Source organism: Streptomyces sp. NPDC015130, from assembly GCF_043080005.1.
Lineage (GTDB): Bacteria > Actinomycetota > Actinomycetes > Streptomycetales > Streptomycetaceae > Streptomyces.
Map to the genome: position 1 here is coordinate 96,936 of NZ_JBIBVC010000014.1, position 13,215 is coordinate 110,150.

At 71.7% G+C, this 13,215-nt stretch carries 12 protein-coding genes and 1 riboswitch; of the genes, 5 read left to right on the forward strand and 7 right to left on the reverse strand.

The genetic code is table 11. The features are described 5' to 3' along the window. Window positions 1–69 precede the first annotated feature (69 nt). The 5 genes from ACF08F_RS26655 to ACF08F_RS26675 all read left to right on the forward strand — a co-directional run bounded on the left by ACF08F_RS26655 (window position 70) and on the right by ACF08F_RS26675 (window position 5,192). Complete coding sequence (locus ACF08F_RS26655; protein ID WP_189510954.1) at window positions 70–576, forward strand: Lrp/AsnC family transcriptional regulator; 507 nt, start codon at window positions 70–72, stop codon at window positions 574–576. Beyond that, window positions 561–1,940: an aspartate aminotransferase family protein gene (locus ACF08F_RS26660; protein ID WP_392301064.1), complete on the forward strand. Its 1,380-nt coding sequence runs from the start codon at window positions 561–563 to the stop codon at window positions 1,938–1,940. Before ACF08F_RS26655 ends, ACF08F_RS26660 begins: the two co-directional genes overlap by 16 nt. Before the next feature lie 235 nt (window positions 1,941–2,175). Continuing rightward, window positions 2,176–2,904 (forward strand): ABC transporter ATP-binding protein, encoded by a 729-nt coding sequence (locus ACF08F_RS26665; RefSeq protein WP_392301065.1) that lies wholly within the window; start codon window positions 2,176–2,178, stop codon window positions 2,902–2,904. Beyond that, window positions 2,886–4,037 (forward strand): hypothetical protein, encoded by a 1,152-nt coding sequence (locus ACF08F_RS26670; protein ID WP_392301066.1) that lies wholly within the window; start codon window positions 2,886–2,888, stop codon window positions 4,035–4,037. The genes ACF08F_RS26665 and ACF08F_RS26670 overlap by 19 nt, the downstream gene beginning before the upstream one ends. Window positions 4,038–4,214: 177 nt before the next feature. After that, entirely contained in the window at window positions 4,215–5,192 is a 978-nt protein-coding gene (locus ACF08F_RS26675; RefSeq protein WP_392301067.1) for a hypothetical protein, read from the forward strand. Between the two features lie 25 nt (window positions 5,193–5,217). On the opposite strand, the gene ACF08F_RS26680 is transcribed toward ACF08F_RS26675, so the two are convergent. The 7 genes from ACF08F_RS26680 to pyrH all read right to left on the reverse strand — a co-directional run bounded on the left by ACF08F_RS26680 (window position 5,218) and on the right by pyrH (window position 13,101). Next, a complete protein-coding gene (locus tag ACF08F_RS26680) occupies window positions 5,218–6,258 on the reverse strand; it encodes an ABC transporter ATP-binding protein (RefSeq protein ID WP_392301068.1) in 1,041 nt (346 codons plus the stop codon). Beyond that, a complete protein-coding gene (locus tag ACF08F_RS26685) occupies window positions 6,258–7,871 on the reverse strand; it encodes an ABC transporter permease (protein ID WP_392301069.1) in 1,614 nt (537 codons plus the stop codon). Before ACF08F_RS26685 ends, ACF08F_RS26680 begins: the two co-directional genes overlap by 1 nt. 47 nt (window positions 7,872–7,918) lie before the next feature. After that, window positions 7,919–9,034 carry a thiamine ABC transporter substrate binding subunit gene (locus ACF08F_RS26690; protein WP_392301070.1) on the reverse strand — a complete coding sequence of 372 codons (1,116 nt, stop codon included), beginning with the start codon at window positions 9,032–9,034 and terminating at the stop codon, window positions 7,919–7,921. A gap of 83 nt (window positions 9,035–9,117) precedes the next feature. Continuing rightward, a riboswitch (TPP riboswitch) is annotated at window positions 9,118–9,228 on the reverse strand. 29 nt (window positions 9,229–9,257) lie between these two features. Then, complete coding sequence (gene rlmN / locus ACF08F_RS26695; RefSeq protein ID WP_392301071.1) at window positions 9,258–10,370, reverse strand: 23S rRNA (adenine(2503)-C(2))-methyltransferase RlmN; 1,113 nt, start codon at window positions 10,368–10,370, stop codon at window positions 9,258–9,260. Between the two features lie 208 nt (window positions 10,371–10,578). Continuing rightward, on the reverse strand, window positions 10,579–11,682 hold the full coding sequence (locus tag ACF08F_RS26700; RefSeq protein WP_392301072.1) for a phosphatidate cytidylyltransferase: 1,104 nt from the start codon (window positions 11,680–11,682) through the stop codon (window positions 10,579–10,581). Further along, the gene (gene frr / locus ACF08F_RS26705) at window positions 11,682–12,239 is read right to left on the reverse strand and encodes a ribosome recycling factor (RefSeq protein ID WP_055641105.1); all 558 of its coding nucleotides are present in this window, start codon (window positions 12,237–12,239) and stop codon (window positions 11,682–11,684) included. The genes ACF08F_RS26700 and frr overlap by 1 nt, the downstream gene beginning before the upstream one ends. 97 nt (window positions 12,240–12,336) lie before the next feature. Continuing rightward, complete coding sequence (gene pyrH / locus ACF08F_RS26710) at window positions 12,337–13,101, reverse strand: UMP kinase (RefSeq protein ID WP_055646001.1); 765 nt, start codon at window positions 13,099–13,101, stop codon at window positions 12,337–12,339. Between the last annotated feature and the right edge of the window lie 114 nt (window positions 13,102–13,215).

The window sequence follows — 13,215 nt, forward strand, 5'->3', positions numbered from 1 at the left end:
GATTCGGTGAGATCCAGAGCTCTTCGCAACGAATTTCATCGCTCTGGGCTTGCATGACTGCCCATCTCGGTGCACAGTGAAGTCGTGGCCAGTCGAAGCACAGACTCCAGAACCGGAACCGGTTCGTCCCCGACGATCGATGCCGTCTCCCTGGCAATCATCGAACAGCTCCAGCAGGACGGTCGCCGTCCTTACGCGGCGATAGGCAAGGCCGTAGGCCTCTCCGAAGCCGCGGTGCGCCAACGCGTGCAGAAGCTGCTCGACCAGGGCGTCATGCAGATCGTCGCCGTCACCGACCCGCTCACCGTGGGATTCCGGCGCCAGGCGATGGTCGGGATCAACGTCGAGGGTGACCTCGATCCGGTTGCGGAGGCGCTGACGGCCATGGCCGAATGCGAGTACGTGGTGATGACCGCGGGCTCCTTCGACCTGATGGTGGAAATCGTCTGCGAGGACGACGACCACCTGCTGGATGTGATCAACAAGCGCATCCGCACCCTCCCCGGCGTGCGCTCCACCGAGAGCTTCGTCTACCTCAAGCTCAAGAAGCAGACCTATATGTGGGGAACCCGATAGCCGTGAGCAAGGACCTCTCCAAGACCGCCTACGACCACCTGTGGATGCACTTCACCCGCATGTCGTCGTACGAGAACTCGCCCGTTCCCACCATCGTGCGTGGCGAGGGCACCTACATCTTCGACGACAAGGGCAAGCGCTACCTCGACGGTCTCGCGGGGCTGTTCGTCGTCAACGCCGGACACGGCCGCCACGAACTCGCCGAGGTCGCGTACAAGCAGGCCCAGGAGCTCGCGTTCTTCCCCGTGTGGTCGTACGCGCACCCCAAGGCCGTCGAGCTCGCCGAGCGTCTCGCGGACTACGCGCCGGGCGACCTGAACAAGGTCTTCTTCACCACCGGTGGCGGCGAGGCCGTCGAGACCGCGTGGAAGCTCGCCAAGCAGTACTTCAAGCTGCAGGGCAAGCACACCAAGTACAAGGTCATCTCGCGTGCGGTCGCCTACCACGGCACCCCGCAGGGCGCCCTGTCCATCACGGGCCTCCCCGCCCTCAAGGCCCCCTTCGAGCCGCTGGTCCCCGGCGCGCACAAGGTGCCGAACACCAACATCTACCGCGCCCCGATCCACGGCGACGACCCCGAGGCCTTCGGCCGCTGGGCCGCCGACCAGATCGAGCAGCAGATCCTCTTCGAGGGCCCCGAGACCGTCGCGGCCGTCTTCCTGGAGCCGGTGCAGAACGCCGGCGGCTGCTTCCCGCCGCCGCCCGGCTACTTCCAGCGCGTCCGCGAGATCTGCGACCAGTACGACGTGCTCCTCGTCTCCGACGAGACGATCTGCGCCTTCGGCCGCCTCGGCACGATGTTCGCCTGTGAGAAGTTCGGCTACGTGCCGGACATGATCACCTGCGCCAAGGGCATGACCTCGGGCTACTCCCCGATCGGTGCCTGCATCGTCTCGGACCGCATCGCGGAGCCGTTCTACAAGGGCGACAACACCTTCCTCCACGGCTACACCTTCGGTGGCCACCCGGTGTCGTCGGCGGTCGCGATCGCCAACCTCGACATCTTCGACAAGGAGGGCCTCAACCAGCACGTGCTGGACAACGAGGGCGCCTTCTACTCGACGCTGTCGAAGCTGCACGACCTCCCGATCGTCGGCGACGTCCGCGGCAACGGCTTCTTCTACGGCATCGAGCTCGTCAAGGACAAGGCCACCAAGGAGTCCTTCAACGACGAAGAGGTGGAGCGCGTCCTGTACGGCTTCCTCTCCAAGGCGCTGTACGACGCCGGCCTGTACTGCCGGGCCGACGACCGTGGCGACCCGGTCATCCAGCTGGCCCCGCCGCTCATCGCCGACCAGGGCACCTTCGACGAGATCGAGGGCATCCTGCGGTCGGTGCTGACGGAGGCGTGGACCAAGCTGTAGCAGCGGCCTGGACCGAGCAGCACAGGTCCCCCAGGCATCACGCCGCCCTCACGGCGTGACAACGGCCCGGGCATGCCGCCATCCGAGTGGATGGCGGCGGCCCGGGCCGCGTGCTGTCCGTACAAGCGGATCTGAATCCTTACGGTGCCGAGTGACCCACAGGCCCGTCTCCTCGTTCCCCCGTACGGGGGAACACGGGGGAATACACATCAGATCCGACATCGAGGTGTACGCGATGGCCCCACCGGACAACGACGTGCTCTGGGCGCGTTCCCTGCACTGCGCCCTGGGCGGTTCGGACGCCCTCAGTGGCGTCTCCCTCGGCGTCCGCGAGAGCGAGATCCTCGCGCTCGTCGGCCCGCGCGGCAGCGGCAAGACCACCCTCATGCGCTGCCTGTCCGGGCAGCTCGTCCCCCAGCAGGGCGAGGTCTGGTTCAACAGCAGCCCCGTCCACACCCTCGGCCAGGCCCAGCGCGAACGCCTCCGCCGCGACCGCTTCGGCTGGATCGCCCCCGAGCCGGGCCTCGTCCCCGAGCTCACCGGCTGGGAGAACGTCGCCCTCCCCCTGCTGCTGCGCGGCGCCTCCCACCGGGCCGCGAAGTCCGCCGCCGTCGAATGGCTGGAGCGCCTCGACATCGGCGTCTGCGCCCGCCGGCGCCCGTACGCGCTCACCCACTCCCAGCGCCAGCGGATCGCGATCGCCCGGGCCCTCGTCACCACCCCCTCGGTGCTCTTCGCCGACGAACCCACCGCCGCGCTGCACCGGGCCGACGGGGCGCAGGTCCTGCGCACCCTGACCGCCGCAGCCCGCTCGCACGGCATCACGGTGCTCCTCGCCACCCACGACAGCGAGGTGGCGGCGCTCGCCGACCGCACGGTCGCCCTCCTCGACGGGCGCCGGGTCGGCACCGTACCCCCGGCGTCAGGGGCGGAGGGCGTCACCGCGTGCTCGCTCTCCGTCTAGCCCGCGGGGCCCACCCCCTCGTCCTGACGCGGCGGCTCCTCGTCGCCGTCGCGGCCGCGGGCGTGGGCTTCCTGCTGCTCTGCACCCTCGGATACGCCGTCGGGCACCCGGCCCAGTCCTCGGACTCCGTCCTGCGCCTGCTGTGGTGCGTCCTGCCGCTCGCGGCCACGGTCCAGTTCGCCGTGGCCGTGGCCCGCACCGACCCCAGCACCCGGCCGCGCCCCGGACTCTCGGCGGTCGGCCTCGGCCCGGTCCGGCTCACGGCCGTCGCGGCGGCGTCGACCGCCGTCGCCTGCACGCTCGGCTCGATGATCGCGCTCCTCGTCTACCTGCACCTGCGCGGCGACATCACGGGCCTGCCCTTCGACGGGGCGGCGGCCGGGCTGCTCGCCGCCGACCAGCCGCTGCCGCTGGCAGCCGCCCTCACCCTGCTGGCGGTCCTGCCGGTCGTGGCCGCCACCGCGGCGGGCCTCGCGCTGCGCCCGCGCTCCGCTCCCGCCGAGCCCGAGGGCGTCGAGCGGCCGGTGCCGTCCGGGCTTCCGTGGGGCGTCGCCCTCGTCGCGGTCGGCCTGGCCATCGAGACGTACGCGGGGCGCGGCGGCTCCGGGGACGGCCTCCCCCTGCCGGGCCGCTTCGACGGCAACCCGGCGGGCGTCCTCGCGGGCTGGGTGCTCACCGCCTTCGGCCTCGCCCTCGCGGGCCCCGGGCTCACGTACGGCTGCGGCCGGCTCCTCCAGGCCGTCCGGCCCGGCGCCACCCGGCTGCTCGCGGGCCGCGTCCTGATGGACGAGTCCCGCCGTATCGGCCGCCCGCTCGGGGTGGTCTCCGCGGTCCTCTCCGGGACGCTCGCGGCGGCCGCGCTGTACGCCTCGAACTCGGGCCCGGCCGCTTTCGGGCCGCTCACCGGACTCGGCGCCGGCCTGGTCATGGCCTGCACCACGGCGACGCTCCTCACGGCGGCGCTGGAGTCCAAGCAGTGCCGCGCGCACACCACCGAGGCGCTCCTGCGCCTCGGCGCCCCGCCCACGGTCCTGCGGACGGCGGCCCTCATGCGGGCGGGCGCGCTCCTCGCCGTCTTCCTGCCGCTCACCTGGATCGTGGCGGAGCTGGCGGCCCTCCCCCTGACGGGCTGACCGCTTCGCACCGGCCGGACCGCTCTCGGCGTCCGGTGACACCGGAGCGGCTGTCGAAGGGCGCCTCGGTGCCTGACCGGAGCCACCCCTCGGGATGTCCCCGGCTCCGCCGCGCGGCGGAGCGGGACCCGCCCACGGACGGACGCGTCCTCGGTCCCGGGCCGGAAGGCTCGGGCCATGACACCGAAGACACTGGCGGCCACGTGGCCTTCCTGGGCGGGCCGCGCCGCTCTCGTCTGGTCGCTGCTGTACGCCTCGGGGGCGGCGCCGGCCGCCGTCACGGGCCCCGCATTCGGCTACGCGCTCTTCGGCAAGGCCACCGGCACAGGACCCGAGACGGCCGCGGCGGCGCTCTACGGGACCGCGGCCGTCCTCGCGTACGTGCTGCTCCGCCGACCGGGTGTCCGGTGGCTCCCGACCGCCGCCTGGGCCGTCGTCGCACTCTGTCTGACCTCGGGCTTCGCCGTCCTCCTCAGCCCCCTCCGCCTGCTGTTCCTGCTCTCCCGCAACCAGCCGCCGGTCGACTGGGCGGCCCTGGCCAACCAGACCGTCGCCGTCCTCGGTGCGACCCTCTGGGCCTGCGCCGCCCTCGCCCACCGCCGCCGCGCTCTCGGCAGCTGCCTCCACTGCGGCCGCCACCCCCGAGGCCGTGTGCCCGCGTCCCGCTCCGGTCTCGCCCCCCGCGCCGGCCTCGTCGCCGTCGCCGCCCTCGTCCCGTACACCGCTCTGAAGACGGCCTGGGCGCTGGGCGTCACGCCGGGGTACACGGGCACGGGACGCCCCGGCATCGATCCGCGGTACACCAGCGACCTGGGCATCCGGCTGTACGACCACGGCGTGGACGTCACCGCGGTCCTGGCCCTCCTGGGCATGGTCCTCGCCCTCGCGCTGACCCGCCCGTGGGGCCGGCGGCTGCCGCGGCTGCCGCTGCTCGCGCTCGGCTGGGCGGGGGCGGGCGCGCTCGTCCCGTTCGGGATCTTCCTGGCCGCCCTCGGCGCCCTCGCCTGGACCGGCGCGGTCGACGTCGGCATGGCCGACCACGCCCCCTGGGTCGTCGCCGTCGCCTACGGTTCCTTCTCCGGCTACGGCCTCGCCCTGGCCCGCGCCACCCGCGCGCACCAGCGGGCCACCCGCAGGCCCTGCGAACGGTGCTGAGGAGTGTCCTGCCGATCAGGCCCGATCAGGGAGCTGCGCTCGTGTCCGCGGCGCCCGCCAGCACCACCACGTCCTCCACCCGGAACTCCACCGCGACCCCGGCGCCCTCGTCCGGCGCCGCGCTCAGCGGGAACTCCGCCTCCAGCGCCGGACCGTCCGCCGGCCGCAGCCGTACGGCGACCCGGTCGCCCCGGAAGGTCCGGGACTCGACCGTCCAAGTCCGGGGTCCCTCCCCCGCGAGCCGCACCCCGCCCGGCCGGACGAGCAGCCGCCGCTCGCCCTGCGGGGAGCCCTCCGGCACCGGGATCCGGCCCCAGACGGTCTCCGCGACGGTGCCGCTCACCCGCGCCGCCACCACGTTGTCGAAGCCGAGGAAGCGGGCCACGAACTCGGAGGCGGGGCGCGACCACACCTCGACGGGCGCACCCGACTGGGCGATCCGCCCGTCCCGCATCACCACGACCCGGTCGGCGAGCGCGAAGGCCTCGCCCTGGTCGTGGGTGACGGCGAGGACCGTCGTCCCGAGCCGCCCGAAGAGCTGCCGCAGCTCGACGACGAGCCGCTCCCGCAGCCCCCGGTCGAGCTGCCCGAGCGGCTCGTCCAGCATGAGGAGCCGGGGCCGCGGCGCCAGCGCCCTCGCCAGCGCCACCCGCTGCTGCTCGCCGCCGGAGAGCGCCGCGACGGACCGCCGCTCGGCCCCCGGCAACCCGACGAGTTCGAGCAGCTCCCTGACCCGCTCTGCCTGCTCCGCCTTCCCGGCCCCGCGCATCCGCGGCCCGAAGGCGATGTTCCCGCCGACGTCCCGCTGCGGGAAGAGCTGGTGGTCCTGGAACATCAGGCCGACGCCCCGCCGGTGCACCGGCACGCCCGCCTGGTCGGCGCCGGCCAGCAGCACCCGGCCGCCGTCCAGCGCCTGGAGCCCCGCGACGGCCCGGAGCAGCGTGGACTTGCCGCTGCCGCTGGGGCCGAGCACGCACACGATCTCGTGCTCGGCGACCTCCAGGTCCACGGCGTCGAGCGCGGCCCGCTCCCCGAACCGTACGGTCGCGTCCTCGATCGAAAGCATCAGAACTCCCCGGAGGTCCGGTCGGTGCGCAGCCGTTCGAGCAGGAGCAGGGACACCGCGCACACCACCATCAGAATCGTCGAGAGGGCCATCGCCTGGCCGTAGTTGAGCTCCCCCGGCCGGCCGAGGAGCCGCGCCACCGCCACCGGCAGGGTCGGGCTGTCCGGCCGGGCGATGAAGACGGTCGCGCCGAACTCGCCGAGCGAGACGGCGAAGGCGAACCCGGCGGCGATGAGGAGCGCCCGCCGCACCAGCGGCAGGTCCACCTCCCGCCAGGCCCGCCACGGTGATGCGCCGAGCACGCCCGCGGCCTCCCGCAGCCGCTCGTCCACCGCCCGCAGCACCGGCAGCATCGTCCGTACGACGAAGGGGACGCCGACCAGGGCCTGTGCCAGCGGGACGAGGATCCAGCTGGCCCGCAGGTCGAACGGCGGCTCGTCGAGCGTGATGAGGAAGCCGAAGCCGACGGTGACCGCCGACACCCCGAGCGGCAGCATGAGCAGCGCGTCGAAGCCCCGGACGAGCCTCCCGGCCCGCCGGGTGAGGGCCGCCGCCGCGAGTCCGCCGATCAGCACCGCGATGGCGGTGGCGGCCACCGCGTACCGCAGCGAGTTCGCGATCGCCTCCAGCGGCGGAACCAGGAAGGTGCCGGACTCGTCGAGCGTGCCGAGCGCCCGGTAGTAGCCGAGGCCGTAGCCCTGGGGCCCGGCGAAGGAGCGCTCCACGAGGACGCCGAGCGGCAGCAGGATCAGCAGCGCCACCGAGGCGAGGACGCCGGCGAGCAGCGCCCACTGCCCGAACCCTCGCGGCCGGCGCGCGGTCCGCTCCGGCGGCACCAGCCTCAGGGCGGTCTCCCGCCGACGTACCGTCCGGGCGTGCACGGCCAGGATCGCCCCGACCGCCGCGAACTGGACGAGAGTGAGGACGGCGGCCGTCCGCAGGTCGAGCAGCCGGGCGGTCTGCCGGTAGATCTCGGCCTCCAGGGTGGAGTACGCGTCCCCGCCGAGGATCTGCACGACGCCGAAGGAGGTGAAGGTGAAGAGGAAGACCATCAGGGCGGCCGCCGACACGGCGGGCACGAGCGCGGGCAGGGTCACCGTCCGCCAGGCCGTCCAGCGCGAGGCGCCGAGGACCCGCGCGGCCTCCTCCTGGCGCGGGTCGAGCTGCGACCAGAGGCCGCCGACGGTCCGGACGACGACCGCGTAGTTGAAGAAGACGTGCGCGAGGAGGATCGCCCACACGCTGGTGTCGAGCCGCAGCCCCCACAGCTCGTCGGTCAGGCCGCCCCGGCCGACGAGCGCCAGGAAGGCCGTGCCGACCAGGACGGTCGGCAGCACGAACGGGACCGTGACCACGGCGCGCAGCACGCTCTTCCCGGGGAAGTCGAAGCGTGCGAAGACGTAGGCGCCGGGCAGCGCCACGAGCAGGGTGAGACCGGTGGAGGCGAGCGCCTGCCACACGGTGAACCCGAGCACGTCGAGGATGTCCGGCCGGCTCAGCGTCTCGCCGATCCGGCCGAACTCCCAAGTGCCGTCGGGCCGGAGCCCGCGCTCCACGATGGAGGCGACGGGCCAGGCGAAGAAGACCCCGAAGAACGCGACGGGCAGGGCCATCAGGCCCAGCCGCGCCGCGCTCCCCCTCAGGTCGCGAGGGCCGCGCCCTACTTCAGGACGAGCGACGACCACTGCTGGATCCACGGGTCACGCTTCTCGGCGATCTTCTCGGGCGCCATGGTCTCCGGCTTCTCGACGACCACACCGTGCTTGGTGAAGAGCTCCGGCAGGGCCGCGTCCTTCGCCACCGGGTTGACGAACATCTGGAGCGGCATGTCCTCCTGGAACTTCTTCGAGATCAGGAAGTCGATCAGCGCCTTGCCGCCCTCGGGGTTCTTCGCCCCGTTCAGCAGGCCCGCGAACTCGATCTGCCGGAAGCAGGTGCCGGTGGAGACCCCGGTGGGGGCCACCTTCGGCTGCGGCTCGCCGTACAGCACCTCGACCGGCGGGCTGGAGGCGTACGACACGACGAGCGGCCGGTCGCCCTTGGCCTGCTTGCCGCCGGCCGAACCCGAGAACTCCTGGTTGTAGGCGAGCTCCCAGCTGTCGACGGTCTTCACGCCGTTGGCCTTGAGCTTCTTCCAGTAGTCCTGCCAGCCCTCGTCGCCGTACTTCGCGGCCGTGCCGAGGAGGAAGCCGAGGCCCGGGGAGGACCGCTCGGGGTTCTCGACCACGAGCAGGTCCTTGTACGCGGGCTTCGCCAGGTCGTCGAAGGTCACCGGCGGCGCCAGCTTCTTGTCCGCGAACCACTTCTTGTCGTAGTTGACGCAGATGTCACCGGTGTCGATCGGCGTGACCCGGTTCTCCTTGTCGAGGCGGTACGTGGCCGGCACCCGGTCGACGCCCTTCGCCTCGTACGGGACGAAGATCCCGTTGTCGAGGGCGCGGGAGAGCAGGGTGTTGTCGACGCCGAAGAAGACGTCGCCCTGCGGGGAGCCCTTGGTCAGGATCTCCTTGTTGACGGCCTCGCCCGCGTCGCCGGCCTTCAGGACCTTGACCGTGAAGCCGGTCTCCTCGGTGAACTCCGCCAGCACCTCCTTGGAGGCGTTGAAGGAGTCGTGGCTCACGAGGGTCACGGTCTTGGGCGCGGGGGCGCCGGACTTTCCGGCGTCGCGGTCCTTGACGGCTTCCGTGCCGCAGGCGGCGAGGGTGGCGACGCCGAGCGCCGCGACGAGCGCGACGGCGGCCCTTCTCTTCGTGCTCGCCGGGATGGTGGTGCTCACTGAGATTCCTCCTGGGTGTGACCAGGAAGAGACGCGGCCCTGCCCGCGTCCGGCGGAACCGGACGCGGGCAGGGCGCAACAGCTTGAGTTAACGACCGAACTTCCTACCCCGAATGACCGGGGCAAGGTTCAGAGGGTCTGCGGTCCTACGGTGACCGCACTCTCAGCGCTGTGGCGCTCCCCTGTCGGAATATGGAGATGTGTTCGACCTCAGAGTACAAGGTCAGCGCTCGGAGGCCGCCAGCTGTCCACAGGCACCGTCGATCTCCTGGCCGCGGGTGTCCCGGACGGTCACCGGAACACCGTGGCGGGCGATGGCCTCGACGAAGGCCTTCTCGTCCTCCGGGCGGGACGCCGTCCACTTCGAACCGGGGGTCGGGTTCAGCGGGATCAGGTTGACGTGCACCCGCTTGTTCTTGAGGAGCCGGCCGAGGAGGTCGCCGCGCCAGGCCTGGTCGTTGATGTCGCGGATGAGCGCGTACTCGATGGAGACCCGGCGACCCGACTTCTCGGCGTACTCCCAGGCGGCGTCGAGGACCTCGCGCACCTTCCAGCGGGTGTTCACCGGCACCAGGGTGTCGCGCAGCTCGTCGTCGGGGGCGTGCAGCGAGACCGCGAGGCGGCACTTGAAGCCCTCGTCGGCGAAGCGCTGCATGGCCGGCACGAGACCGACCGTGGACACGGTGATCCCGCGCTGCGAGAGGCCCAGGCCGTCGGGCTCGGGGTCGGTGAGCCGGCGGATCGCGCCGACGACCCGCTTGTAGTTGGCGAGCGGCTCGCCCATGCCCATGAAGACGATGTTCGAGAGCCGCGCCGGTCCCCCGGGCACCTCCCCGTCCCGCAGGGAGCGCATGCCGTCCACGATCTGGTGCACGATCTCGGCGGTCGACAGGTTCCGGTCGAGCCCGGCCTGCCCGGTCGCGCAGAACGGGCAGTTCATCCCGCAGCCGGCCTGCGAGGAGATGCACATGGTGACCCGGTCCGGGTAGCGCATGAGCACCGACTCGACGAGCGTGCCGTCGTGCAGCCGCCACAGGGTCTTACGGGTGGTGTCGTCGTCGCACGAGATGTGCCGGACGACGGACATCAGGTCGGGCAGCAGCTCCCCGGCCAGCTTCTCCCGCGAGGCGGCCGGGATGTCGGTCCACTGGGCGGGGTCGTGGGCGTACCGCGCGAAGTAGTGCGTGGACAGCTGCTTGGCCCGGAAGGGCTTCTCGCCGATAGCGGCGACGGCTTCCTTGCGCTCGGCGGGCGACAGGTCGGCCAGGTGCCGCGGCGGCTTCTTGGCTCCCTTGGGGGCGATGAAAGTGAGTTCTCCGGGCACTGGACGGGCCACGATCGGGTGTCTCCTCAGACGGCACGAGGTCCGGACAGCCCCGCGTCGGCGGGCAGCGCGGCATGACGATGCCGAAGCCAGGAGACCTCACTGGAGCGCCCTCGCGGCGGCGAGGACGACGGAAGGGCCCGCGGCGCACGCGCCACGAGCCCTTCCAGAGTACCCGCTGTCCGTCAACCCGTTCCGACGGACGAAACCGACCGGCCGGTCAGCTCGTGCCGACGAACAACGCCAGCAGCAGCCACACCACCGGCGCCGTCGGCAGCAGCGAGTCGAGCCGGTCCATGATTCCGCCGTGGCCCGGGAGCAGCGTGCCCATGTCCTTGATGCCGAGGTCCCGCTTGATCATCGACTCGCCGAGGTCGCCGAGCGTCGCGCTCGCCGCCACCGCGAGACCGAGGAGCAGGCCCTGCCACCAGGTCCCGTCGTCGATCATGAACTCCATGCACAGCGCGCCCGCCGCCATCGCGAAGGCCAGCGCGCCGAGGAGACCCTCACGGGTCTTTCCGGGGCTGATCCTCGGAGCCAGCTTGTGCTTGCCGAAGCGCCAGCCGACCGCGTACGCCCCGGTGTCGCTCACCACCGTCAGGATCAGGAAGGTGAGCACCCGCTGCGGACCGTCGTCCGCGGTGAGCAGCATCGCCACGAACGTCGCCAGGAACGGCACGTAGAACGCGGCGAAGACACCCGCCGTGACGTCCTTCAGGTAGCCCTCGGGGGGCTCCGTCATCCGCCAGACGAGCACCGCGAGGGCCGTCAGCGCCATCGCCACCCAGGCGCCCTCGGGGCCCCTGACGTAGCCGGCGACGACCATCGCCGCGCCGCCGACCGCGAGCGGCACGAGCGGCGCCTTGATGGCCTTGCGTTCCTGGAGGCGGGAGGTGAGCTCCCACAGACCGACGACCACGGCGACCGCGATCACCCCGACGAACGCCGGCTTCCAGATGAACAGCGAGGCGATGATGACGGCACCGAGGCCGACACCGACCCCTATGGCCGCGCCCAGGTCCCGGCCCGCGCTCTTCTTCTGCCGTGGCGCCGTCGGCGCGGGCGGCGGAGGCGGGGTGGGGCTGGACATGGGCTCCTGCGGGTGCTCGTGCGGCGTCTCGTCACGGAACAGGGGACCGCCCTGGTGAGCGGCCCCCCGGCCGTGACCGTCCTGGAATCCGCCGGCGGGAACGTCGGGCACGATGGGCATGGGCCGAGTCTGCGCCGCCTGATGCCGATCGTATGCGGGACCCGCCGGGGCAGGCCCCTGGTCGGGTCCCCGGCGGCCGGTGCCGCCCGGGGCCCCCCAGGAAGAGTCGTTCATCAGACCTCGAGCAGCTCGGCTTCCTTGTGCTTGAGCAGCTCGTCCACCTGCGCGACGTACTTCGCGGTGGTGTCGTCGAGCTCCTTCTCCGCGCGGCGGCCCTCGTCCTCGCCGACCTCGCCGTCCTTGACGAGCTTGTCGATGGACTCCTTGGCCTTGCGGCGCACCGAGCGGATCGAGATCTTCGAGTCCTCGGCCTTGCCCTTGGCGACCTTGATGTACTCCCGGCGGCGCTCCTCCGTCAGCTCGGGGAACACCACCCGGATGATGTTGCCGTCGTTGCTCGGGTTGACGCCGAGGTCCGAGTCACGGATGGCCTGCTCGATGTTGCGCAGCGCGCTCTTGTCGAACGGGGTCACCACCGCCATGCGCGGCTCCGGAACGGAGAACGACGCGAGCTGGTTGATGGGGGTGATGGCGCCGTAGTAGTCCGCCACGATCTTGTTGAACATCGCCGGGTGCGCACGGCCGGTGCGGATCGCGGCGAAGTCCTCCTTGGCGACCACGACGGCCTTCTCCATCTTCTCCTCGGCCTCGAGGAGAGTCTCTTCGATCACCACATGCTCCTGCGTGTCGTCGCTTTGTGTCCTGCACGGTGGGTACGACCGGCAGGGCTCTGTCCAGCCCCTCGCGGGGCGGTTCCCGGTTCGGGTGTCAGGCCCGGGTGCCCTGGTCGCTCACGAGCGTGCCGATCTTCTCACCCTTCACCGCGCGAGCGATATTGCCCTCGGTGAGCAGTTCGAAGACGAGGATCGGGAGCTTGTTGTCCCGGCACAGGGTGATGGCGGTGGCGTCGGCGACCTTGAGGTCGCGGGAGAGCACCTCGCCGTACTCCAGCGCGTCGAACTTCACCGCGCCGGGGTTGGCCTTCGGGTCGGAGTCGTAGACGCCGTCCACGCCGTTCTTGCCCATGAGCAGGGCCTCGGCATCGATCTCCAGGGCACGCTGGGCCGCGGTGGTGTCGGTGGAGAAGTACGGCATGCCCATGCCCGCACCGAAGATGACCACGCGGCCCTTCTCCAGGTGGCGCACGGCGCGCAGCGGGATGTACGGCTCGGCGACCTGGCCCATGGTGATGGCGGTCTGGACGCGCGAGTCGATGCCCTCCTTCTCCAGGAAGTCCTGGAGGGCGAGGCAGTTCATCACGGTGCCGAGCATGCCCATGTAGTCGGAGCGGGCCCGGTCCATGCCGCGCTGCTGGAGCTCGGCGCCACGGAAGAAGTTGCCGCCGCCGATCACCACCGCGATCTCCGCGCCGTCGCGGACGACCGCCGCGATCTCACGCGCGATGGCGTGCACGACGTTGGGGTCGACGCCCAGGCCGGTACCGCCGGAGAAGGCTTCTCCGGACAGCTTCAGCATGTAGCGGCCGGCCTTTTTGCCGTTGTTGTCGTCGCCCTGTACGGCGCCCTGGTTCATGGAGATCTCCTCGTGCACATACGAAGGAGGCCATTGCCTTGGGTCCTCTCGGTATCCCAGTACGGCAATGGCCTCCTCGTCAGATCTGCGGTCGTCCTGCGCGGGGGCGGACGA

Excerpts from the sequence above, each read along its gene's own strand:
- ACF08F_RS26680 (WP_392301068.1), bottom strand. The coding sequence starts at position 6,258 with ATGCTTTCGATCGAGGACGCGACCGTACGGTTCGGGGAGCGGGCCGCG.
- ACF08F_RS26700 (WP_392301072.1), bottom strand. The coding sequence starts at position 11,682 with ATGAACGACTCTTCCTGGGGGGCCCCGGGCGGCACCGGCCGCCGGGGA.
- ACF08F_RS26685 (WP_392301069.1), bottom strand. The coding sequence starts at position 7,871 with ATGGCCCTGCCCGTCGCGTTCTTCGGGGTCTTCTTCGCCTGGCCCGTC.
- pyrH (WP_055646001.1), bottom strand. The coding sequence starts at position 13,101 with ATGAACCAGGGCGCCGTACAGGGCGACGACAACAACGGCAAAAAGGCC.
- ACF08F_RS26675 (WP_392301067.1), top strand. The coding sequence starts at position 4,215 with ATGACACCGAAGACACTGGCGGCCACGTGGCCTTCCTGGGCGGGCCGC.
- ACF08F_RS26665 (WP_392301065.1), top strand. The coding sequence starts at position 2,176 with ATGGCCCCACCGGACAACGACGTGCTCTGGGCGCGTTCCCTGCACTGC.